The sequence below is a fragment of the Olleya sp. YS genome, from assembly GCF_029760915.1.
GTDB lineage: Bacteria > Bacteroidota > Bacteroidia > Flavobacteriales > Flavobacteriaceae > Olleya.
Genome location: NZ_CP121685.1, coordinates 432,471 through 457,864, shown reverse-complemented (window position 1 = coordinate 457,864; position 25,394 = coordinate 432,471). Strand labels below are relative to the sequence as shown.

Annotated in this window: 18 protein-coding genes, 1 tRNA gene and 1 pseudogene; 17 read left to right on the top strand and 3 right to left on the bottom strand. The window is 32.3% G+C overall.

Translation table 11 applies throughout. The annotated features are described in order from the left end of the window. Positions 1-150 precede the first annotated feature (150 nt). The 8 genes from Ollyesu_RS02230 to Ollyesu_RS02195 all read left to right on the top strand — a co-directional run bounded on the left by Ollyesu_RS02230 (position 151) and on the right by Ollyesu_RS02195 (position 8,943). Positions 151-1,377, top strand: coding sequence for a Glu/Leu/Phe/Val dehydrogenase dimerization domain-containing protein (locus tag Ollyesu_RS02230; protein WP_279302180.1), 1,227 nt, complete (start codon positions 151-153; stop codon positions 1,375-1,377). Position 1,378: 1 nt separating this feature from the next. Beyond that, the gene (gene nhaD, locus Ollyesu_RS02225; RefSeq protein WP_279302179.1) at positions 1,379-2,773 is read left to right on the top strand and encodes a sodium:proton antiporter NhaD; all 1,395 of its coding nucleotides are present in this window, start codon (positions 1,379-1,381) and stop codon (positions 2,771-2,773) included. A 152-nt stretch (positions 2,774-2,925) separates the two neighbouring features. Beyond that, positions 2,926-3,627 carry a MotA/TolQ/ExbB proton channel family protein gene (locus Ollyesu_RS02220; RefSeq protein WP_111660325.1) on the top strand — a complete coding sequence of 234 codons (702 nt, stop codon included), beginning with the start codon at positions 2,926-2,928 and terminating at the stop codon, positions 3,625-3,627. A 1-nt stretch (position 3,628) separates the two neighbouring features. Beyond that, on the top strand, positions 3,629-4,021 hold the full coding sequence (locus tag Ollyesu_RS02215; RefSeq protein ID WP_279302178.1) for a biopolymer transporter ExbD: 393 nt from the start codon (positions 3,629-3,631) through the stop codon (positions 4,019-4,021). Position 4,022: 1 nt separating this feature from the next. After that, positions 4,023-4,883 (top strand): energy transducer TonB, encoded by an 861-nt coding sequence (locus tag Ollyesu_RS02210; protein WP_279302177.1) that lies wholly within the window; start codon positions 4,023-4,025, stop codon positions 4,881-4,883. 5 nt (positions 4,884-4,888) lie between these two features. Then, on the top strand, positions 4,889-6,106 hold the full coding sequence (locus Ollyesu_RS02205; protein WP_279302176.1) for a bifunctional folylpolyglutamate synthase/dihydrofolate synthase: 1,218 nt from the start codon (positions 4,889-4,891) through the stop codon (positions 6,104-6,106). 46 nt (positions 6,107-6,152) lie between these two features. Then, positions 6,153-6,446, top strand: coding sequence for a hypothetical protein (locus Ollyesu_RS02200; RefSeq protein ID WP_279302175.1), 294 nt, complete (start codon positions 6,153-6,155; stop codon positions 6,444-6,446). 7 nt (positions 6,447-6,453) lie between these two features. After that, entirely contained in the window at positions 6,454-8,943 is a 2,490-nt protein-coding gene (locus tag Ollyesu_RS02195) for an Hsp70 family protein (RefSeq protein WP_279302174.1), read from the top strand. A 2-nt stretch (positions 8,944-8,945) separates the two neighbouring features. Here Ollyesu_RS02195 and Ollyesu_RS02190 read toward each other — a convergent pair whose 3' ends face one another. Then, complete coding sequence (locus Ollyesu_RS02190; protein WP_279302173.1) at positions 8,946-10,643, bottom strand: hypothetical protein; 1,698 nt, start codon at positions 10,641-10,643, stop codon at positions 8,946-8,948. 168 nt (positions 10,644-10,811) lie between these two features. Between Ollyesu_RS02190 and Ollyesu_RS02185 the strand changes: the two genes are divergently transcribed. Then, positions 10,812-10,886 (top strand) — tRNA-Val (locus Ollyesu_RS02185). 37 nt (positions 10,887-10,923) lie between these two features. On the opposite strand, the gene murF is transcribed toward Ollyesu_RS02185, so the two are convergent. Both murF and gldJ read right to left on the bottom strand, forming a co-directional pair. After that, entirely contained in the window at positions 10,924-12,201 is a 1,278-nt protein-coding gene (gene murF, locus Ollyesu_RS02180) for a UDP-N-acetylmuramoyl-tripeptide--D-alanyl-D-alanine ligase (protein ID WP_279302172.1), read from the bottom strand. A gap of 69 nt (positions 12,202-12,270) precedes the next feature. Continuing rightward, positions 12,271-13,950: a gliding motility lipoprotein GldJ gene (gldJ, locus tag Ollyesu_RS02175; protein WP_279303051.1), complete on the bottom strand. Its 1,680-nt coding sequence runs from the start codon at positions 13,948-13,950 to the stop codon at positions 12,271-12,273. Positions 13,951-14,214: 264 nt separating this feature from the next. Here gldJ and porU point away from each other — a divergent pair, with 264 nt between their 5' ends. The 8 genes and pseudogenes from porU (at position 14,215) to Ollyesu_RS02135 (ending at position 25,393) form a co-directional block, all read left to right on the top strand. Further along, positions 14,215-18,102, top strand: a complete 3,888-nt coding sequence (gene porU / locus Ollyesu_RS02170; protein WP_279302171.1) for a type IX secretion system sortase PorU — start codon at positions 14,215-14,217, stop codon at positions 18,100-18,102. A gap of 33 nt (positions 18,103-18,135) precedes the next feature. After that, a pseudogene (gene porV / locus Ollyesu_RS02165) lies at positions 18,136-19,335 on the top strand (type IX secretion system outer membrane channel protein PorV). Positions 19,336-19,416: 81 nt separating this feature from the next. Next, positions 19,417-19,899: a cytidine deaminase gene (gene cdd / locus Ollyesu_RS02160; protein ID WP_279302170.1), complete on the top strand. Its 483-nt coding sequence runs from the start codon at positions 19,417-19,419 to the stop codon at positions 19,897-19,899. 97 nt (positions 19,900-19,996) lie between these two features. Further along, positions 19,997-20,998, top strand: a complete 1,002-nt coding sequence (pdhA, locus tag Ollyesu_RS02155) for a pyruvate dehydrogenase (acetyl-transferring) E1 component subunit alpha (RefSeq protein WP_279302169.1) — start codon at positions 19,997-19,999, stop codon at positions 20,996-20,998. A gap of 3 nt (positions 20,999-21,001) precedes the next feature. Continuing rightward, entirely contained in the window at positions 21,002-22,636 is a 1,635-nt protein-coding gene (locus Ollyesu_RS02150) for a pyruvate dehydrogenase complex dihydrolipoamide acetyltransferase (protein WP_279302168.1), read from the top strand. A gap of 101 nt (positions 22,637-22,737) precedes the next feature. Then, the gene (locus tag Ollyesu_RS02145; RefSeq protein WP_279302167.1) at positions 22,738-23,697 is read left to right on the top strand and encodes a M28 family peptidase; all 960 of its coding nucleotides are present in this window, start codon (positions 22,738-22,740) and stop codon (positions 23,695-23,697) included. Further along, positions 23,687-24,373, top strand: a complete 687-nt coding sequence (locus tag Ollyesu_RS02140) for an SDR family oxidoreductase (protein WP_279302166.1) — start codon at positions 23,687-23,689, stop codon at positions 24,371-24,373. Before Ollyesu_RS02145 ends, Ollyesu_RS02140 begins: the two co-directional genes overlap by 11 nt. Positions 24,374-24,376: 3 nt before the next feature. Next, positions 24,377-25,393 carry a bestrophin family ion channel gene (locus Ollyesu_RS02135; protein WP_279302165.1) on the top strand — a complete coding sequence of 339 codons (1,017 nt, stop codon included), beginning with the start codon at positions 24,377-24,379 and terminating at the stop codon, positions 25,391-25,393. Position 25,394: the final 1 nt, after the last annotated feature.

Sequence of the window (25,394 nt, the reverse complement as noted above, 5' to 3'; positions counted from 1 at the left end):
ATAAAAATGGCTTTAATTTTAAAAGCCATTTTTTGTTTTTTTATATTTGTTAAACTAATTAAACCATTTACTTCATAAGATGAATCAACTTTAGCTACCCTCAAGATTATTAATAAAGAATATAACTAAAGTTGAAATCAACAATCATACATGAAAGACTTATTAAAAATTTACGAAAACAAAGAACCAGAAATCGTTTTTAATTGGAAAGATGCTGAAACAGATGCAGAAGGATGGACAGTTATAAACTCACTTAGAGGAGGAGCAGCAGGAGGAGGAACCAGGATGCGAAAAGGCTTAGATATGAACGAAGTACTATCTCTAGCCAAAACCATGGAAGTTAAATTTACAGTCTCTGGACCAGCGATTGGTGGAGCAAAATCTGGAATTAATTTTGATCCAAAAGATCCAAGAAAACATGGCGTTTTAGAGCGTTGGTATAAAGCAGTGTCACCTTTACTAAAAAGTTATTATGGTACAGGAGGCGATTTAAATGTAGACGAAATCCATGAGGTTATTCCCATAACAGAAAGTTCTGGAGTTTGGCATCCGCAAGAAGGTGTTTTTAACGGACACTTCAGGCCTACAGAAGCAGATAAAATTAATCGTATTGGACAATTACGTCAAGGTGTCATTAAGGTACTAGAAAACATAAACTATTCGCCAGATGTTGCAAGAAAATATACAGTCGCAGACATGATTACTGGTTATGGTGTTGCAGAAGCTGTAAGGCATTATTATGATGTTTATGGTGGTAGCGTTAAAGGTAAACGTGCAGTAGTACAGGGATTTGGTAATGTTGGTTCTTCAGCAGCTTACTATTTAGCTCAAATGGGAGCAAAAATAGTTGGTATTATAGATATTTCTGGAGGAGTGATTAAAGAGGAAGGTTTTACGTTTCAAGAGATTAAAGAGTTCTTTTTAAACAAAAACGGAAATACGCTTCAAACAGATAACATGATTTCTTTTAAAGAAATGAATGAGCGCATTTGGTCACTAGAAACCGAGATTTTTGCACCTTGTGCAGCTTCAAGATTAATCACTCAAGATCAAATCGATCAAATGATAGACACAGGCTTAGAAGTAATTTCTTGCGGAGCAAATGTCCCATTTGCGGATAAAGAAATTTTCTTTGGATCCATCATGGAGCATACAGACGAGCGTGTAAGTTTAATACCAGATTTTATTTCAAATTGTGGTATGGCTCGTGTATTTGCTTATTTTATGGAACGTAAAGTACAAATGACAGACGAAGCAATTTTTAATGATACTTCAGAGATTATTAAAAAAGCCATTCAAAAAGTACATGCAAAAAATAATTCAAAATTAGAGATTAGTAAAACAGCTTTCGAAATAGCTTTAAAACAATTAGTGTAATATGGAAACAGTAATAATTTTAGTATTTGTTTTTGGCTATTTGGCCATAACATTAGAGCATAATTTAAAAATCGATAAATTAATTCCTGCGTTAGTCATGATGGCTATTAGTTGGGCATTAATCTCTTTAGGGCTTGATACTTTTCCAGAATGGTTCGATTCTGCAAAACACGGTTTGGTTGAGGGTTATACTAGTTTAGGGCATGAAAGCAGAATGCATATCATGGAAGAAACATTACTACATCATTTAGGTAAAACAGCCGAGATTTTAGTGTTTCTTTTAGGAGCAATGACCATTGTCGAGATCATCGATTATTTTGATGGGTTTTCTACAATAAAAAGCTTTATTAAAACAAAAAAGAAGACTAAAATATTATGGATTTTTGCTTTTTTAGCTTTTATACTTTCAGCTATAATAGACAACCTTACTGCAACTATTGTATTAATCTCAATTCTTCAAAAAATAGTTAAAGATAGAAGTTCGCGTATTTGGTTTGCTGGTTTAATAATTGTTGCAGCAAATGCTGGAGGAGCATGGTCGCCAATTGGAGATGTAACAACTACAATGCTTTGGATTGGTAAAAAAGTAACTACAGGACACTTAATTGGGTATCTGTTACTACCATCGTTAGTATGTATGTTAGTGCCAACTTTTATTGCTTCGTTTTTACCAGCATTTAAAGGTAATTTAGAAGTAGACGAGCAAAATATTGAAAAACCAAAAAGTAAATTTAGTGCCACCATGCTCTATTTAGGTTTGGGTGCTATTGTATTTGTACCAATTTTTAAAACAGTAACTCACTTACCACCTTATGTAGGTATGATGTTAGCTTTAGGTGTTGTAGCAATCTTTGCAGAGATTTATAGTTCTTCTAAATTTAGTTTAACAGAATTTGATGGAGAAGAAAGTGATGCAAACGCACATCATAGTCCAGTACATCATTCCTTATCTAAAATAGAGTTGCCTAGTATTTTGTTTTTCTTAGGAATTTTAATGGCTGTAGCTGCATTAGAATCTTTAGGAATATTATTTGGTTTTGCTTCTACTTTAAAAGAAAGCATGCCAATGATGGGAACAGAATTACATGGTGAAGGTGTATCCGATTTAGTAATCCTGCTATTAGGTATTGGATCTGCGGTTATCGATAATGTTCCATTAGTCGCAGCCAGCTTAGGAATGTTCTCTGAACCGATTGATAACGAGTTATGGCACTTTATAGCCTATTCTGCAGGAACAGGTGGAAGTATGTTGATTATAGGTTCTGCTGCAGGTGTAGTAGCAATGGGAATGGAAAAAATAGATTTTTTCTGGTACTTAAAAAAGATAGCTTGGTTAGCATTAATTGGGTTTTTAGCAGGAGCAATTGTATTTTTCTGGACAAGAACTTTATTTTAATTAATACAATAATTCCTCAAGTTAAAACCTTGAGATATCAATAAAATTGTTATTCCTGTTTTAACGGGAAGATCAAAACAAATTTCTAAGAAATTTAGTTTTATATACGCAAAACAAAAATTAAACGTTATAAACGTATCTAAATTTATACTATGATAAGTACATTAATTCAAGACACTGCTCAAACAGTAGATCCATTAGTAGAAGGAGAATCGGTTGAGAAAACATTATCAATAATAGAGTTAGTCACTACTGGCGGAACAGCTGGAATAATCATTATTGCTCTACTATTTGTATTATTAATTATGGCAGTTTATATTTATTTTGAACGCTTGTTTGCAATAAAAGAAGCCTCAAAAGTTGATTCTAACTTCATGAATCAAATTAGAGACTATGTAAGTAATGGGAAAATAGAATCAGCTCAAAACTTATGTACAACGGTAGATTCACCAGTGTCTAGATTAATTAGTAAAGGGATTTCTAGAATTGGAAAGCCTTTAGACGATATCAATACAGCCATTGAAAATGCTGGTCGTTTAGAAATATATAGTCTAGAAAAAAACGTTAGTATTTTAGCAACCATTTCTGGTGCTGCACCAATGATTGGTTTTCTTGGAACAGTTATTGGGATGATATTATCCATATTTGAAATTGCTAATTCTGGAGGCTCTATAGATATTAAAACACTAGCAGACGGATTATACACTGCAATGACTACAACGGTTGGAGGTTTAATAGTAGGTATTGTGGCCTATATAGCATACAACCACTTAGTAGTTAAAACAGATAAAGTAGTTTACCAAATGGAGGCAAACTCTTTAGAATTTTTAGATTTATTAAACGAACCTAGCTAATATGCGATTAAGAGGAAGAAATAAAGTCACACCAGAATTTAATATGTCGTCTATGACAGACATCGTCTTTCTGCTGCTTATCTTTTTTATGATTGCATCAACCTTAGTGTCAGCTGAAGCAATAGATTTGTTATTGCCAAAGTCAACTAGTAAGACCACTCAGACTAAAAACGTATCTGTAAGCGTTGATAAAAATGTCAATTATTATGTAGATATGAAGCAGGTTCCTAAAGAACAACTAGAAGCAGAAGTATTGGCTAAATTAGGTAATGTAGAGTCACCAACCATTACTATCAGGTCAGATGAAACGGTAGATTTTAAAGATGTTGTTTTTATTATGGATATTGCTAACAGAAACAAAATTAAATCAACATTAGCAGTAAGAGCACAATAAGATGAAATATCTAGATACCAAACATAAACGTAACTCAGCTAAAATAACAACATTAATTATGTTGATATTGGTTTTGTTATTGTTTGTAGTTGGTCAAAATTATATGGACCCACCAGAAGAATTTGGAGTTGCTATTAACTTTGGAGGAAGTTCTGGAGGTGGAGGTGGAGGTGCACCAGCACAAATATCGGAACCTTCTGAAACTAAACCAGAAGACACAAAACCAGAAGAACAACAAGAAGCTTCAACACCAACCTCTAAAGACAATGTGTTAACACAAGAAGAAGAGGAAGCGGTTTTAATTAAAAAGCAGCAAGAACAAGCACAAAAAGAAAAAGAAGCAAGAGACAAAGCACAAGCAGATAAAATAGCTAAAGAAAAAGCTGCAGCTAAAGCTAAAGCAGAAGCGGAAGCTAAAAAGAAAGCAGAAGCTGATCAAGCCATGAAAGATCTTTTGGATCCTAATAATAAACCTGGAAATAACCCAAATGATGGACCAGGAAACGGTCCAGGAAATGGGCCAACAAGTGGAAATTCTTACGGACCAAGTCGTTTTGGTGATGGCTCAGGAAAGGGTAATGGAAATGGTGTTGGATATGGATTAAATGGACGTGGTAAACCTAATTATAATACCGAAACACAAGATTGTAACAAAGAAGGTCGTGTAGTTATTAAAATTGAAGTGGATCGTGCTGGTAATGTAAAAAAGGCAGAGTTAGATTTGAATGGAACAACTAATTCTGACCCTTGTTTAGTAGAGCCTGCAAAACGTATAGCAAAATCTCACAAATGGCCTGCAGATGCAGATGCACCAGTTAGACAAGTAGGTTTTGTCAGTATTAATTTTAAATTAGGTCAGTAAGTATCATGACTTACTTAGAGACTGTAAATTGGATGTTCTCTCAACTTCCAATGTATCAAAAGCAAGGTCAAAAAGCATTTAAAAAAGACTTAACCAATACCCTAGCTTTAACACAACATCTTAATAATCCACAACACCAATTTAAATCTGTTCACGTTGCTGGTACCAATGGTAAAGGCTCTAGTAGCCATATGTTAGCTTCTATTTTACAAGAAGCTGGTTATAAAGTGGGATTATATACTTCTCCGCATTTAAAAGATTTTAGAGAGCGCATTAAAATTAATGGTAATGAGGTCAGCAAACAATTTGTTATTGGTTTTATTAAACGCAATACAGCTTTTTTAGACAAGCAACAACTATCTTTTTTTGAAATGACAGTAGGTATGGCTTTTGACTATTTTGCGAAGCAAAAAGTAGACATAGCAATTATAGAAGTCGGTTTAGGTGGTCGGTTAGACTCAACAAATATTTTAACCCCAGAAGTGTCTTTAATTACAAATATTGGTTTTGATCATGTTCAATTTTTAGGCAATACACTTCCGCTTATCGCGAAAGAAAAAGCAGGTATTATTAAACCAAACATACCAGTTGTTATTAGCGAAACTCAACCAGAAACACAATCGGTTTTTATTGAAACTGCTAAAAACAATAACAGTCCCATTGTATTTGCAGACCAAGTTGAAAACTCATCCTATGCTACGGACTTAAAAGGTGAATATCAATCAAAAAATAGTAAAGGTGTTTTAGAAGTTATTAAAATCCTTCAGAAAAAAAAGTATAACATTACTTCTAAAAACATCAAAAACGGATTACTCAACACTGTCAAAAACACAGGTTTAAAAGGACGTTGGCAACTTTTAAATAAGTCTCCAAAAGTTATTTGTGATACTGCACATAACAAAGAAGGGTTAACCATAACCATGCAGCAATTATCTAAAGAAAATTTTAAAAATTTACATGTTGTTTTTGGTGTGGTAAACGACAAAGATTTACTGTCGATTCTGCCAATATTGCCAAAAAAAGCAACCTATTATTTTTGTAAACCTGATGTGCCAAGGGGTTTAGACCAAAATATACTTAAAGAGATATGTATTGCTAACGGTTTTATTGGTTTTTCTTTTTCTTCAGTACAAGAAGCCTATCAACAAGCATTAAAAAATGCAACCAATAAAGATTTTATCTACATTGGTGGTAGCACTTTTGTAGTTGCAGAAGTGGTATAATTTCTAATAAATTGTATCTTACAGCTTTTATTAAATTCAATTTAAAATGCTGGAAATTATCAATCAAATTTTTTCAATTCAACTTAAAAGTGATAAAGAAAACTTGACACTATTCAATAGAAATATTGATAGAATCCATCACGAATTTGAAACTTTAGGGTATCATATCATTAATCCAATTGGTCAGACTTATAGAAATGAGATGACAGATGTTGAGGCGAATATTACTGGTGATTTTTCTGGAAGAATGAAGATAATTAAAGTGCTAAAACCTGTTGTCTATAAAAAGACTAATGAAGAAAATACATTAGTACAAAAAGGAATTGTAATTGTAGAATAAGACCCAAATGAAGACTATAAACTTTGCTATTGATTTAGGAACCACTAATAGTTTAATTGCTAATTATAATAATGGAGCTATTAAAATATACAACAACCCTCTAGGTTTAAAACAAACCTTGCCATCTTGTGTCGCTTTTAGGGGTAACAGAACCATTATTGGTGATAAGGCTTTAGATTACCTTGAAAAGGATGCTGAGAACGTATGCATGCTCTTTAAACGTAAAATGGGAACACAAGAAACCTATTTTATACCGTCAATAGATAGAGAAGTATCTCCAATAGAATTGTCTTCATTGATTTTAAAAGAGCTTAAAAACTTTGTAACTGATACTGATCAATTACAAACTGCTGTAATAACCATTCCTGCATCTTTTGATACTATTCAATCCAATGCAACAAAAAAAGCAGGATACTTAGCTGGTTTTAAAGAGGTTGTTCTGTTACAAGAACCTATAGCTGCTTGTTTAGCGTTTGCTAATCAATCCAACTTAGATATAGAAGGTTCTAAACACTGGATTGTTTACGATTTTGGAGGAGGAACTTTTGATGTAGCTTTGGTTGAAGTTAATGATAGAGAATTGAAAGTTATTGATAACGAAGGTGATAACTTTTTAGGAGGTGCTGATTTTGACAATTTAATTGTCGAAAAAATTATAGTACCACAAATTGAAGCTAAAGCTAATGTAACTAATCTTTGGAAGGATATAAAAGCTAAATCTAGTACTTATAAGGGCTTATATTTTGAATTGCTCAAAAAGGCAGAAGAAGCTAAAAAAGAATTGTCTGTTTATCCAGAAACAGAAATTGAAATAGATATAGATATAAATAATGATAATTTATTTGATCAGATAATAATTACCAGAGCGCAATTTGAAGATGTTATTGCACCAAAGGTAGAGCAAACAATTACGTTTATAAAAAAGGTCATATCTCAAAACCAGTTAATTAATTCTCAAATAGAGCGCTTAATTTTAATAGGAGGTAGTACCTATGTGCCTTTAATTAAAGAACGCATTAAAGAAGAAACTGGAATTTTAGTAGATTCTAGCATAGATCCAACATCTGCAGTAGTAGATGGAGCAGCTTATTTCGCAGGATCAAAACCAACAACTATTGAAACTGTAGAAGAGAAAGTAGTTGAGGAGACTAAAACTGTAATAGACGCTCATTTTTTTTACGAACAAAACACTAGAGATTTAGAAGAGTTAGTGTCTTGTAAAGTAGCAGGTAACAACTTAAAATACAGAATCACAAGAGTAGATGGTGGCTATGATTCTAGCGTGAAAACCATCGAAAACAATGGGTTTTCTGAATTTGTTCCACTATTAAAAGGACAACTAAACCGTTTTAAAATTCAATTTTTAGATACAGATTTAAACGTATTAACAACCGTGAACTCTGTAGCAATTAATCAAGGAAGCTATAATGTCTTAGGACAACCGTTGCCTATAGATATTTGTATGGAAATTGACGATTTGGATGCAGCAACTACTCGACTAGAACAAATTTTCAAAAAAGGAAGTATTTTACCTTTAAAAAAGAAAATTTATAAAACAGCATCTAAAACTATTCTTAAAGGATCTGATGCTAATCTAATCATAAACATCGTTGAAGGACAATCTAAAGGACTGCCAAGTTCTGGATTGAGTATTGGTTATATTGAGTTTTCTGGTAAAGACTTAGAAGACGATTTAATTAAAGGGACTGATATTGAAATAGAATTAGAAATCACAGAATCCAGAGATTTAAAAATTAATGTCTATTTGCAAGCTTGTGACCAAGAATTTAAAAATGTTTTTAGTCAGTCAGAACGTGCAATAAGCATCAGCAAAATCAATATGGAAGTCAATGCTGTACTAGCAGATGTTGAACAACTTATTAAAGAACAAGTTGAGGAAGAAAATTATGAATACTCTAACAAATTAGAACAATTAAGAGTTGGGTTAATTGAAGTACAGATTGAAACTACCTATTTAAATGATGATGACGTTTCAGACCAAAAGTACCAATTAGATGATAAGAAAAGAAAGCTTATCCAAGAGTTTGATAGTTTAACTAGAAACAAAGTAATTGCTTTAGAAATTGAAGAATATAATGCATCGAAAGAAGGTGTCGAATGGTTGGTTAATAAAGAGGAAAATGAAAAATACAGACCTAAATATCTTAAATTAATTGCTAATGAAAAAGAAGTAGTTAATTCTGGAGATAAATATCTTATTAGGGCTAAAATTAAAGAATTAGATGTGTTATATAATTCCATCTTACAATCTAGTGATGAAAATTATATCTCTTACTTTTTAGGGTTGAAATTTAGTTACGAATTTACTAATACTAAAAAAGCAGAAAAGCTAATTAAACAAGGTGATGAAGCAATTGAACGTGGAGATTACAAGTCATTAAAGCATATTGTATTTGCTTTGTATGCTTTATTACCAGATTCTGAAAAAGAAAAGCAAAAGCACTTTAAAGACGATAGTAAAACAGGGTTACAATAGTTTTAATTGTATTTTTTCTTATACCAATTAATGTAAATTTTATCAATGTTGATACCTCTAAGGTTGATGTTTTTTGTTTTAATAACATCGGTTTTAGTTTCTTTAATAGTTTCTATATCACTATTTAATTTTTTGCTCTTATAACTACTTACTTTAAATGGCAGTACGTTTATTTCTTGGTTAGTACTACCAATAAAATTTTCAATTAAATATAATTTTGAAAGCTCCGCATTCTCCTTAAAATGAGAGAGTCTATCTACAGTAAAACGTTGTCCTGTGTAAAATATAATAGAGTCGCCTTGTCTTAGATTTACATAAATTGTTTCATCCTTTGGTATAAAAACAGCTTCGTCAATTCCTGAAGTAAACCTAAAAACAATAAGGTCTTTGTTACTATTATTTTTAACTAATCTATAGTTGGTATTGTTTAATCTGGTTTTTGAGGTGTTTAAAAGATTAAATGTTTTAGGAAAAGGGTTAGTAAAATCGTTAAGCTCTACACTATTACTACTTCCTAGATTTTCCTCATCTCTATTAGTTTTTAGTTTTAGTGTATAAATAAATCTAATATGATCAGATTGTTTTAATCTGTTACCTCTATCTGGAAGAGTGATTTTATTGCTTTCAGGCTCAGCTGGTTCCGTGCTTTCAATAACAGTTTCTTCTATTTCAAATTCAACATCATCAGTACTTGTTAAATTATTATTGTTATTTGCTTCTTGTTGCTCTTGAATTCTCCTTATGGCTTCCATGATGTCTTCATTTTCATAAACAGAATTATTTATTCTATATTTTTCTAAATTATAATTAGAATCATAAGAATTACTACTGTTTTTAAAAAACGTAGTTCCAATTCTTATAATCAAGACAACAAAAATAATAATGCTCCACACGCCAACACCTGCTCCAGATTTAGATTTAGAACCAGTATTATAGGCATAAGATTTTGCAATTTCAGCATTGGATAACAAAACATCTTTTAGCATATAATTAGAGATTTCTAACTCTCCAAACGCAACCATTGTTCTGGCAGCAAAAATGAAAATATCATTATTTACATTTTTACGTTTAGCGTTGTAAGTATCAATAACTTCTGAGTTAAGCTCATTAATTTCATCATCAAAAGAACTTGGATATTGGCTTAAACATTTAATAAAGTTACGGTTGGTAATATATGCTACTGGATAGTGCTTATCCTTTAATTTACCTTCCTCAATATAAACCTTTGCATAATTAAGTTTTGAGATAAAAAAGTTGATGATGATTTGTTCAATTTCTTCAGAAAATAAGATATTACTTTTAACAAAATTGATAAGTAAAAGATATTTTCCTTTGGATAATGTTTCTGAAAGAAAAGGTTTTATATGCTCTTTAAAATAAGGTGATAAAAAATGTTTTGTATCTTCTGCATCAGTAATTAAATCTAGATTTACTGAAACAGAGTTTTGAGGAATATTACTGTAATCACCACTTATAATTTGTTTTAGCCACTTATGGTTCTCGACAAAAACATGATGCTTTCTAACATTTTCATCTTTAAGATTGTCTATAAGTGCTGCAAGCTCACCTAAATTACTCTGGTTATTTAATACGGCTTTAGCTTTAAGCTGTTTTTGAAGTCTAATTATTTTTGTAGCATCTAGGGTAGTTATTGTATTAATATCTATACCTAATTCGTCAATTAAAGAAATATAATTCAAACTTGGAGCTTAATTTAAAATCAAAAATATTAAATATTTACTAATTAGACTGTTTGTTAAACACTATAAATTAAAGGGTTAGTTTTTTGCTAAAAAAATATTTTATTTTTTTAGCAAAAAGTTTTTGCAAAATCAAAAACTACTCTATATTTGCAGTCCTAATAATTAGGGCGCGTAGCTCAGTTGGTTCAGAGCACTTGGTTTACACCCAAGGGGTCAGGGGTTCGAATCCCTTCGCGCCCACAAAAATTCCGAAACTTATGTTTCGGAATTTTTTTGTTTACAACAGTTCTAAAACACGCTCCAATGCCATACCTCTGGACCCTTTTATTAAAAGAGTACTGTTTGTTATGGGTTTAAATTTGGCTTTAAATTCTTCGAATGTTTGGTATTGTTTAACCTTAGAACTATTTATGTTTGCTTTAAAAAAGTGTTCTCCAATTAAAATAATAGAATCTATATTTAATGAGTTAGCGAATTCAGCAATGTTTTGATGTTCTTCTGAAGCTGAATTACCTAGCTCAAACATATCACCCAAAATAGCAATTTTATTGTTTTGTTCTTGTTTACTAAAGTGTTTTAAAGCCACTTCCATACTTGACGGATTAGCATTATAAGCATCTAAAATAATGGTGTTATTGCCTTTATTTATTATTTGAGAACGATTATTAGTGGGTATATAACTTTCTATAGCTTTTTTTATAGCATCAATTTTCACATTAAAATATTTACCAATGATTGTTGCTGCACTAAGATTAGTAAAGTTATACTCCCCAATTAAGTTGGATTGAATTTTAGTATCCTCAATTTTTAAAGTCACAAAAGGATTGGCTCCTAAAAATTCTATTTTAAAATAGTTAGAATCGTTTTGACTAAATCCAAATTTTTTGATGTAATGCTTTAATTTTTCTTTTTGAATGGCATCGTCAGCATTTAAAAATATATGTTTATTATTAGTCACTAAATACTCATATAATTCGCTTTTTCCTTTTATAACACCCTCTACACCTCCAAATCCTTCTAAATGTGCTTTACCAAAATTAGTGATGTAACCATAATCTGGTTGTGCAATTTGACATAGAAATTCTATTTCTTTTTGATGATTAGCTCCCATTTCTACTATGCCAATTTCAGTTTGTTTAGTCATAGACAATAAGGTGAGTGGTACACCAATATGGTTGTTTAAATTACCTATTGTAGCAGTTGTGTTATATTTTTGAGATAATACGGTATGTATAAGTTCTTTAGTTGTTGTTTTTCCGTTACTACCTGTTAAAGCAATAATTTTTAAACCTAAATACTGTCTATGATAATTAGCTAATGCTTGAAGCGTCTTAAGGCTGTCATTAACCAGAATAGTTTTATCGGAAGTTAGATAATCTTTGTCATCAATTATAGCATAAGTTGCGCCTTTTTTTAATGCGTCTTGTGCAAAAACATTACCATTAAAATTATCACCACTTAAAGCAAAAAACATATTGTTTTCTGCTACTTTTCTTGAATCTGTACTTACTGTGTTGCAGTCCAAAAATAATTTGTGTAAACTCTCAATATTCATAAAATAAAAGTATAAAAAAAGTCCTAACAATAGTGTTAGGACTTTAATTTATTAACTAATAAATTTAGTTTAGTTTTTAGATTTTCTCTGACCTTTTGATTTAGAACCAACTCTAGACATTGCACATCTAAACCCTATATAGTCTGTAGCCATATTTTGTGGATAGTAACGTCTCTGTGCAGGATCTAACCAGTATTCTCTATCTTTCCAAGACCCACCTTTATATACTCTAACTTCGTCATTGATTAAAGAGGTACGCTTGTTCGATTTGTCATATTCTCTGATTAAGTTACCAGTTGAATCTACTTCAATATTATGCTTAGGTGCATTGTACATTTTACGTGTAGCTGCATCCTCTGTTGATTCACCTTCTTCGTCACCAAATCTATCAGCATAGTAACGAGACGATTGTGTGTCTCCATCTCTGAAGTTACGGTTATCACTTCTATCAAAGTTTGTTCTTAAGTAAGTTTCTTCTTCATCAACTGGCTTGGTTGCAATTTCTCCAGGTAAATCTCTTGGTACAACTTTTCCGTTTGGTAAGGTGTCGAAAACAATTTCATCTGTTCCTACAACCTTAACTGTTCCATCTTCAGTGATAACGTTTTTTGTATACACATTACCTCTGTAGTAATTAAAGTCGTTAAACTCATCATCAACAATCGGTCTGTAAACATCAGCAACCCATTCTGCAACGTTACCAGCCATATCATATAAACCATAGTCGTTAGGGTCGTAAGTTTTTACTTCAGCAGTAATATCTGCACCATCATCAGACCATCCAGCAATTCCTCCATAATCTCCTTTTCCTTGCTTGAAGTTTGCTAATTGATCTCCTTTTATTTTACGTTTTCCAGAACGCGTATATTGTCCATCCCATGGATATTTTTTACGACCTCTGTATACGTTGTAACTTCTAATTTCTGATAAACCTAAAGCAGCATATTCCCATTCTGCTTCAGTTGGTAGTCTGTATTTTGGAGAGATTAATCCTGTTTCACGTGATGCGTAAACATTAATTTCTTCTCCAGCTGCATTAGTTTGTGCTTTTAATTTTCCACCTCTTAAAATATCTTCATTACCTCCAAAAGTTTGTGTTGGAGAGTTAATATAGGTATCAGTACTAAAGTTCGAATCTGCTGTAGCTTCAAATTGACTACCTTGTTTTAGGTATCCGTCTTTTTGTAAATATAATTCGTTTACACGATCGGTTCTCCAGTTAGCAAACTCTACCGCTTGAATCCAACTTACACCAACTACAGGATATTCTCCATAACCTGGATGACGTAAATAGTTTTCAGTCATAACTTCATTATAACCTAAACGATTTCTCCAAACTAAAGTATCTGGTAATACGCCATTATATATTGCTCTAAAATTTTCTTCTTCAGGTGGATAAGTTCTCTTAATCCAATCCAAATATTCTAAATACATTTTATTTGTAACTTCAGTTTCATCCATGTAGAAAGACTGAACGTGTTGTTGGTTTGGTGTATTGTTCCAATCATGCATGACATCATCTTGGACTCTACCCATTGTAAAAGTTCCTCCTTCAATAAAAACTAAACCAGGAGCAGTTTCTTGCTCTTTAAATTTGGTGTTGTACTGAAAACCACCATCTTTATCGTTAATTTGCCATCCTGTAGCTCTAGAAGTGTTTGAACCACCTGATCTTTTACAACCAACCAAGGTTAGGGAAACCGCTACGATTAATAACAACCTTGATACAATTACTTTTTTCATATTCATACGTTTAAGTAAGCTAATATTATTTTTTGGAGTCGCAATATAATAATTAAACCCAACAAAACAACATAATTTGTCATTTTTGAGTAAAAAAAATTGCATTTCATCCTGTTTTTTTACATTACAACGATGATTTTTATGCTTTTTATCGTCGTTTTGAAACACTATAACGTGTGTTTTTAAAATTTATTATTGTAATTTTGACATGTTTTTATGAAATTATTAAGATTTAAATAATATCATTTAAAATAAGACGTTACTATTGCAATGAAAAAGATATTATTAGTACTACTATTACTTTATTTTACGCCATTATTTTCTCAAGAAAAAAAGATTAACCTAGATTGGGATAAGCCTAAAACTTATGCAACTAGCGATTATGCTTTAACGATTCCGTCGTTTTTGCCTTCTGAAAATTTTTCGTTTGATGGTGTTAACGGAATCAATTTTGTTGAGCAATGGAAAATTAATGGGTATGTAAATGAAAACTCTGTTAGTGTCACCAATATTAATTATTTACCTATATCCAAATCGGAGTTAAGAGACCTTAATATTAAATCCATACCTAACACTTTAGAATTCTCTTTAAAAAATGCAACCGCACGTAATGTTAATTATGCTGTTTTTACTTTAAGCCCTATTATTAAAGATGGTAATGCATATAAAAAAATAAGTTCTTTTACTATAAGATATACTATGAGTGCTGCTTCCAACAGAGTTAGTAATACACAAGCTATAACCAATTCAGTGTTAAACAGTGGTAGTTGGTATAGATTTGAAGTAACAACATCTGGAGTTTATAAATTATCAAAATCTTTTTTGGGCCAGATGGGAATAAACGTTAATGGGTTGGATCCAAGAAATATAAAATTATTCGGTAATGGCGGTAAAATGATGCCTTTTGCCAATAATGCTAACTTTCCGTTTGACCCAACAGAGAATGCAATAAAGGTCATTGGTGAAGAAGATGGCGTGTTTAATGATACAGATTATATCTTATTTTATGCTCAAGGTCCATCTGCAGACGTCAATACGTCCTACATAAACACCAATATTAATCCATACACAGATAAAACAGTATACTATATCAACATAAGTGCTGGATTAGGTAAACGCATACAACCATTTAGTCAACCAACTAATGCACCAACAACTACTTTTAATACATTTCATGATTATAAGTTTTATGAATTAGATCAAAACAATATTGTCTTTGTAGGAAGACGTTGGTTTGGAGAACGGTTTGGCGTAGAAAATTCTCGTACATTTGATTTTAATTTTCCAAACTTAATCACCTCAGAACCAATAGATTTAAAAGTGGTGACAGCTTCAGTAGCAGTTAACGAAACAGTATTTTCAGTATCAGTTAATAATGTGTTAGACGGAACTTTTAATATCAATGGTTCAAATACAAGTAATGGAGTCTACGCAACAGGCGGAACCTACCAGAAAAGTTTAGCGGTTTCTGGTGATAATATTAACATTACTTTAGATTATGATAATCAAGGTAACCCTAGTGCGTCAGCTTACCTAGACTACATATCTATTGAAGCAACTAGAGCACTTACGTTTTCAGGAGCACAATTTCATTTTAAAAATAATGAATCAACATTATCTAATGGTGTAGCTAGCTATGTATTGACTAATGCATCACAAGTTCAAGAAATTTGGGATGTTAGTAATATATATGATGTAACTTCTATAACAAATACTAATGCAGATGCTACGTTTAGCTTTAATGCACCAATGGGTAACTTAAAAACATTTATTACTGTAAGTTCTCAGAACTATTTTGAACCTAATTTGGCTGCTAATAGTATTGTTAACAATCAAAATTTAAAAGGGACCATATTTCTAAATAGCCAAGGTCAATTTCAGGATATAGATTATTTGATGTTAACCACGCAATCTCATTTATCTCAAGCACAACGATTGGCACAAATAAATAGAGATAGAAATAACTTAAATGTAAAAGTTGTTACACTAGATCAAATTTATACAGAATTTTCATCAGGAAATCCTGATATTACTGGAATAAGAAATTTTGTAAAATACGTATACGACAATGCTAGTTCACCTGATAACAGGGTGAAATACCTCTGTCTTTTTGGTGATTCTTCTTTTGATTATAAAGGCCGAATATCTAATAATACATATAACTTTCCAACATGGAATGCATATAACAGTTTTACATTATCAAATTCATTTATATCAGATGACTTTTACGCTTATGTAGATCCAGGTGAAGGTGTTATGGACATATTTAATAATGCTAATAAACTAGATATAGCTGTGGGTAGAATATTAGCAGATTCACCCTTACGAGCGCAACAAATGGTTGATAAAATAGAAGTTTACTATTCTAAAGAAGCGTTAGGTAGCTGGCGTAATAATTTTGTTGTTGTATCTGATGATATAGATGAAGCTTGGGAAGCAACCTTACAAGAAACCACTGATGAAATTGCAGATGAAGTCACATCTTTTAAGCCATTTATTAATGTGACCAAAATCCATTCAGATTCCTATCAACAAGAAGCCTCTGCAGGTGGTGACCGTTATCCAGAAGTTAACGAAGCTATTTCAAATGCTATCGAAAGGGGAGCTATTATGGTCAATTATTTTGGACATGGTGGTGAAGATGGATTAGCATTTGAGCGTATTTTTCAAAAGCCTGATGCAGAAGCTTTAAATAATGATTGTAAGTTAAATTTATTTGTAACTGTAACATGTGAGTTTACTCGTTTTGACAATCCGTTACGTGTAACAGCAGGTGAATTAATCTATTGGAATAAAAATGCAGGAGCAATAGCACTAATAACAACAACAAGACAAATTTTTGTAACCGTAGGAAAAGATTTTAATAAAATTTTAAAAGAATATTTGTTTTCATACAGTACAAATGATACTTATAGTGATTATGAGTATCCAACAGTTGCTGAAGCTTTAAGATTAGCTAAAAACGATCCAAGTTTTTCAAATGCACAAAAAAATCTAGCATTTTATATTGGTGATCCTGCAATGACATTAACAATTCCTCAACCTAATATTAGATTAACCAAAATAAATGATGTTCCAATCGCTCAAGATACAGACGTGCTTCAAGCATTAAGTTATGCTAAATTAGCAGGTGAAGTAACAGATTTAAACGGAAATGTACTTAGTGATTATAATGGTATTTTAACCACAACCATATACGATAAAGAAATTGAAAGAGAAACGCTTGCTAATGACAACGTCTCTGAAAATGGTCAATTAATAAAACTAAATTTTAGTACACTTGGAGCTATCGTATTTAGAGGTCAAGCTACAATAACAAATGGTCAATTCGAATTTGATTTTGTAGTCCCTAAAGATATTGGTATTCCGATAGGTACAGGTAAAGTTAGTTTTTATGCCACTCAAAACAATTCGTTAGACGATAAAACAGGAGCAAGTATCGAAACTCTTAAAATTGGAGGTATAAATCCAAATGCAGCAGAAGATAATATTGGTCCAACTATTCAGTTATACATGAATGACGAGTCTTTTGTCTCTGGAGGGATTACAAACGAGTCTCCAACCCTTATAGCAAAGTTTGAAGATGATAATGGTATAAATACGGCAAGTGGAATTGGTCATGATATAGTAGCATTAATAGATGGCGACGAGGTTAATCCTTATGTCTTAAATGATTATTATTTAACTGAAGTTGACGATTATACTAAAGGAAATTTAAGTTTTCCATTCAGAAACTTAGAACCAGGATTACACACCTTAACACTTAAAGCTTGGGATGTTTATAATAATTCGGCTATTGCAGAGATTCAATTTGTGGTTTTTAATGAAAATGAAAATTTGGTCATCAATAACGTTCTTAATTATCCTAACCCTTTTGTAAATTATACCGAGTTTTGGTTCAGCCACAACAGCTCAGAAATTTTAGATATTTCTGTTCAAATATTTACTATTTCCGGCAAATTGGTTAGAACATTAAATGGTCAAACTTCATTGGCTGGTGGTAAATCTGTTAAGTCAACTTCCAGAGATATTGTTTGGGATGGTCGTGACGATTTTGGAGATAAAATAGGAAAAGGAACTTATATTTATAAACTTAAAGTCCATTCACCAAGCACAAATAAATCAGTAGAAAAAATAGAGAAACTTGTAATCCTCTAATAAAAAATTATATTTGTTAACTAATATTGATACATGAAAAATAAAATTTTAATAGCGATAGCGTTCTTTTTGTCCCTTAAAGGAATATCGCAAACGACAATTACAAATCCAAACGATTCTAGAGTAATTACAACAGGAGTCCCATTTTTGTTGATAGCGCCAGATGCCAGAGCAGCTGCAATGGGTGACATGGGTGTGGCTACGTCACCAGACGCATTTTCACAGCAATGGAACTCGTCTAAATATGTGTTTTCAGAAAATAAATCTGGAGTAGCAATAAGTTATACACCTTACTTAAGTAAATTAGTAAATGATATTTTTTTAGGAAATGTAACTTATTTTAACAGACTTAACGATAATAGTGCGTTTGCAGCAAGTTTTAAGTATTTTTCATTAGGAGATATAGAATTTGTTCAAGACGAGTTTTCTGAAGCTTTAGTACAAAGACCTAACGAATTCACTTTTGATGTGTCTTATGCATTACGTCTAAGTGATTAATTTGGGATGTCTGTGGCTATGCGTTATTTACAATCAGATTTAAAATTGAATATTGGTGATAACGACACAAAAGCAGCTAGTACCTTTGGCGTAGATATTTCTGGTTATTATCAAAGTGAGGAACAAGCATATAATGATTTTAATGGTCGTTGGAGAGCAGGATTTGCTATTCAAAATTTAGGACCTAAATTTAAATACGATGAAGCTGGTCAAGAAAATTTTCAACCTACTAACCTAAGATTAGGTGGAGGTTTTGATTTTATTTTAGATCAATACAATAAAGTTGGTGTAACAGCAGAATTTTCTAAATTATTAGTGCCAACACCTCCAATTTTAGGTTTTGATGATACAGATGGTGATGGAACACAAGATGCAGATGAGCCAACATATATCGTTTCAGGAAAAGATCCTGATGTCCCTTTCTTATCTGGTGTTTTTCAATCGTTTGGAGATGCTCCAGGAGGATTTAAAGAAGAATTACAAGAGTTTACCTATGCACTAGGTGCAGAATACACCTATCAAGATTCGTTTGCTTTTAGAGCAGGTTATTTTAACGAACATGAAACAAAAGGTGCACGAAAGTTTTTTGCTTTAGGAGCAGGTTTTAAATATAACGTTATAAATGTAGATTTATCTTATCTATTCTCTGCATCTCAAGTACAAAGTCCATTAGAAAGTACATTACGTTTTTCTCTAACCTTTAATTTAGGTGCTGGAACTTATGACGAATATTAATAGAGCTAAATAATATAAAACTTAAAAACTATTGTGAAAACAATAGTTTTTTTGTCTAAAATAGTTGCTTATATTTAAATTATGAAGGAAGTTAAAATAGAAACCACATTACAAGTATTTGATAACATAAACGAGTTGTCAAAAGATATACAAGATTTGATGCGTCATGCTTCAGATGCTAGAGGTAATGCCTATGCGCCTTATTCAAAGTTTAGTGTTGGTGCTGCAATATTATTAGATAATAAAGAAGTGGTAACAGGAAGTAATCAAGAAAATGCATCTTATCCATCTGGATTATGTGCTGAGCGAACAGCAATTTATTACGCAGGTGCTAAATATCCTGATGCTAAAATACTTAAAATAGCCATAATAGCTGGATCACAAAGTCATCCAACATTAACACCAATCCCTCCATGTGGAGCGTGTCGACAAGCTATTGCAGAATACGAAGTCAAACAAGACGCTCCAATAGAGCTTTATTTTATGGGAGAAACAGGGAAGGTGGTGCGATCAAATTCTTTAGCAAACCTTCTACCATTAATTTTTGACAAATCAGCGTTATAACTAAATCGTTTTCGTAATAATTTTACTATTTTCAGTCTTTTTTATTAATAACTAAAGTGTTACTTTTGTTATTCGTTAAAAATTTTAAACGTCACCAATGCAAAAAGTAACAAAAGAAACGTATATAAAATGGTATGAAGACATGCTGTTTTGGAGAAAGTTTGAAGACAAGCTTGCAGCTGTTTACATCCAACAAAAAGTTAGAGGTTTCCTTCACTTATATAACGGTCAAGAAGCTGTTTTGGCTGGAGCTTTACATGCTATGGATTTAACAAAGGATAAAATGATTACAGCCTATCGTAATCACGTTCAACCTATTGGAATGGGAGTTGATCCAAAGCGTGTTATGGCAGAGTTATACGGTAAAGCAACAGGAACGTCACAAGGCTTAGGTGGTTCTATGCACATCTTTTCTAAAGAACACCGTTTTTATGGAGGACATGGTATTGTAGGAGGCCAAATTCCTTTAGGAGCAGGAATTGCTTTTGGAGATAAATATCATGGCGTAGATGGTGTTACCCTTTGTTGTTTTGGTGATGGAGCAGCTAGACAAGGGTCGTTACATGAAACGTTTAACCTCGCGATGCTTTGGAAATTACCTGTCGTTTTTGTTTGTGAAAATAATGGATATGCAATGGGTACTTCTGTAGAACGTACAGCTAATCATACAGATATTTGGAAATTAGGTTTAGGTTACGAAATGCCTTGCGGACCAGTAGATGGTATGAATCCTGTAAAAGTCGCTGAAGCTTTTGATGAAGCAATACAACGTGCACGTCGTGGTGATGGACCAACGTTTTTAGAGTTGAAAACATATCGATACAGAGGACATTCAATGTCTGATGCGCAACATTATAGAACAAAAGACGAAGTAGCTGAGTACAAGAAAATTGACCCAATTACACAAGTTAAAGATATTATTCTTGAAAATAAATACGCAACTGAAGCAGATCTTAAAAAGATTGATAAAAACGTAAAAGATAAAGTTGCCGAGTGCGAAAAATTTGCTGAAGAATCTCCATATCCAGATAAGAATGTGATGTATGACTCAGTTTACGAACAAGAGGATTATCCATTTATAGACCACAAAATTAAATAAGCTATGGCAGAAATAATTAATATGCCTCGTTTAAGTGACACCATGGAAGAAGGTACTGTCGCTGCGTGGTTAAAAAAAGTTGGAGATAAAATAGAAGAGGGAGATATTCTTGCTGAAATTGAAACCGATAAAGCAACCATGGAATTTGAATCTTTCCATGAGGGAACTTTATTACACATTGGTGTTCAAGAAGGTGAAACAACTAAAGTAGACGAGTTATTAGCCATTATAGGTGAAGAAGGAGAAGATATTTCAGGCTTGTTAAACGGTGGCTCAGAAAAACCTTCTGAAGATAAAAAAGAAGAATCTAAAGAAGAAGAAGACGAAGCAGAAAATGGTAATAAATCTTCAGAAACTCAAGATATTCCAGATGGCGTGACGGTAGTTACTATGCCAAGGTTAAGTGATACCATGGAAGAAGGGACTGTAGCCACTTGGTTAAAAAAAGTAGGTGATGTTGTTGAAGAAGGAGATATTCTAGCAGAAATTGAAACGGATAAAGCCACTATGGAATTTGAATCTTTCCAGTCTGGTACATTATTATATGTAGGACTTGAAGAAGGAGATTCTGCCAAAGTAGATTCATTATTAGCGATAATAGGACCAAAAGGAACGGACGTTTCAGGAATTGCTAAAAACTTTAAAGCAGATGGTGATGCATCAGCTAAAAAGGAAACTTCTAAACCAGAAGTAAAGCAGGAACCTAAGTCTGAAGCACCTAAAAAAGAGACCATCACACAAGATACAGTCTCTCAAATTTCTGAGAATACTTCAACAGGACGTGTGTTTATTTCTCCTTTAGCTAAAAAAATGGCTGAAGAAAAAGGAATTAATATTTCTCAAGTTAAAGGCTCTGGTGAAAACGGACGTATTGTAAAACGAGACATTGAAAACTTTACACCATCTGCAGCAGTACAATCTTCTGCGCCAGTTGCTAAATTTGTTGCCTCAGGTCAAGAAGATTTTGATGAGAAACCAAACTCTCAAATGCGTAAGGCAATTGCCAAAAACTTAGCTAAATCTAAATTTACAGCGCCTCACTATTACTTAAATGTTGAGTTTGATATGGATAATGCAATAGCATTCCGTACACAATACAATTCAATTCCTGACACTAAAATTTCATTTAACGACATGATTGTTAAAGCTTGTGCTTTAGCGCTACGTCAACATCCACAAGTTAACTCACAGTGGTTTGATGATAAAATGAAACTAAACAATCACGTACATATTGGAGTTGCAGTAGCTGTAGAAGATGGTCTGTTAGTACCTGTGGTGAAGTTTGCTAATGAGCAATCACTGCCTCAAATTGGAGCAGCAGTTAAAGATTTTGCAGGACGTGCCAGAAATAAAAAATTATCTCTAGACGAGATGGAAGGTAGTACCTTTACCATTTCTAATTTAGGAATGTTTGGTATAGAAAGTTTTACCTCTATTATAAATCAACCAAATTCTGCAATATTATCTGTAGGAGCAATAGTGCAAAAACCAGTCGTTAAAAACGGTCAAATTGTACCAGGTAACACCATGAAGTTAACGCTAGCTTGTGATCATAGAACGGTTGATGGTGCTACAGGCGCTCAATTCCTTCAAACATTAAAAGGATATATTGAAAACCCAGTTACGATGCTAGTATAATACTTTTCGCTTAAACGAAATAAAAACTATATATAATCCCATTTCAAGTCAATTGATTTGGGATTTTTTTATCTTTAAACATTAACCATTCAAACAACCAAATGAAAAACTTTATAACAATTCTTGTATTTATCTTTTTATTTACTGCCTGTAAAACAAAAGTAAATGACACTTTAAAGCCAGAAGACTATTCAGTAACTAGTCAAGAAATTAAAGACATGGTATCTTTTTTAGCAGACGATAATTTAAAAGGAAGAGATACTGGAACAGAAGGTATAAATGATGCTGCTAATTATGTGGAATCTAAATTCAAGTCTTATGGTTTAAACCCATATTTTGAAACGTTTAGAGACAACTTTAGCGTTGGAGATATACCAGCATATAATGTTGTAGGTTATCTAGAAGGTCATGATGCTAAGCTTAAAGACGAGTTTATTGTTATTGGAGCGCATTACGATCATATTGGTAAAAGTAAAATAGTTGAAAATGATAGTATTGCAAATGGTGCTAATGATAATGCTGCAGGTACTAGTGGTGTTTTAGCGTTAGCAAAATACTTTGGAGCTAAAAAAACACACAAAAGAAGCTTGCTATTTGTAACATTTTCTGCTGAAGAAAAAGGATTATTAGGATCTGCACACTTGGCCAAAAAACTAAAAGAAAACAACTTTAATATGTACACTATGGTCAATTTAGAAATGATTGGTGTACCATTTAAAGACAGAGATTATATTGCATTTGTTACTGGTTATGATAAATCTAACATTGCTGATAAAATAAATGACTACTCTGGAGAAAAAATTATTGGTTATTCAGAGGTTTCAAAAAAGTATAACCTGTTTAGACAATCTGATAACTACGCTTTTTTTAAAGAGTTTAATTTACCTTGCCACACCATCTCATCTTGTGATTTATCTAATTATGATTATTATCACCATGTGGATGACGAAGCAGATAAATTAGACTATAACCACATGGTCAATCTAATTAATAGTATTATTCCAGGAATAGAGAAAATGAGTAATACACCTACTAAAGAAATTCGTTTAAATGAAAACTAAAAATATTATTATTACAGGAACCAGTAGAGGGATTGGTTTTGAGCTAGTACATATATTTGCAAATCAAGGTCACAACGTATTGGCATTATCTAGAAATGCACAACCTGTAAATAACCTTCATTTTGAAAACATTACCTCTATAGCTTTTGATTTGGGTAATCCTAAAGATTATGAAAAAGTACAAGCTTTTATTAAAGAAGAATGGAAGCAAGTTGATATACTTATTAACAACGCAGGTACATTATTAAATAAGCCTTTTGTTGAAACCACAATGCAGGATTTCGAAAATGTTTATAAGACTAACGTTTTTGGTGTTGCCGAAATGACAAGAACTGTAATACCATTTATGCACAAACATAGTCATGTAGTTACTGTTAGTTCAATGGGTGGTGTGCAAGGTAGTATGAAATTTCCAGGGTTATCTGCCTACAGTTCTAGTAAAGGAGCAGTTATAACCCTTACAGAGCTATTGGCAGAAGAATATAAAGACACTGGACCAAGTTTTAATGTATTAGCTTTAGGAGCTGTTCAAACCGAAATGTTAGAGGAGGCATTTCCTGGTTATCAGGCACCAACTACAGCAAAGCAAATGGCAGAATATCTATCTAATTTTGCATTAAGTGGACACCAGTTTTATAACGGAAAATTATTACAAGTATCTAATTCAACACCTTAATATATGTACATTAAAAGAAATATTGGTTGGGGACTTATTTTAAGATATGCATGGAAAAATATTTTATTTTTTACTATATATGCTGGAGTAATCTTTTGTTTATACTATTATTTAAAGCTTGATTTTATTGATATTCCGTTTCAACCATTAAGTGTTATAGGGATTGCAGTAGCTTTTTATATAGGTTTTAAAAACAGTCAAAGCTATGATCGATTTTGGGAAGGTAGAAAAATTTGGGGTGGTATTGTTAACTATAGCCGAACATGGACGATACAAGTATTAAGTTTTATTAACCTGGACTCTAGTGATACAACAAAACAAGTACATCAGCAACTAATTTATAGGCATATAGCATGGATTAATGCGTTGCGTGTTCAATTGCGACAACCTAAATCTTGGGCGATAAAAGAAAACAGAGCTGTCGAAAGTTTATTTGACAAACACGGAGAGCGAAATATATCTTGTAATGAGGCTATAAATTATGTATCGCAAGAAGAATATAATGATTTGCAGAAAAGAGTCAATCCAGCAACACATTTAGTAAAGAATCAGGCAATTCAAATAACCAAATTAAAGCAAGACGGTATAATTGATGGATTTCAAGAAGACCAATTACAATCCTGTTTAGAAGAATTTTATAATCTTCAAGGTAAATGTGAAAGAATAAAAAACACGCCTTTTCCAAGACAGTATGGTTATTTCTCAAAAGTATTCACATGGATTTTTGTGCTATTACTACCTTTTGGTTTGTTAGATGTCTTTGAGGCAGATGCTATTAACCTAGATACACAAGTTAAGGATTGGTATATCTTTTTAATGATACCTTTTTCAGTATTAATCTCATGGATTTTTGCATCTATGGAGAGTATAGGAGACAACAGCGAAGACCCTTTTGAAGGTAGGATAAATGATGTACCAATGACAGCGCTTTGCAGAACTATTGAAATAGATTTAAGAGATATGTTAGATGAACAGGATTTACCAGAATCTATAAAACCTAAAGATAATATATTGTATTAAT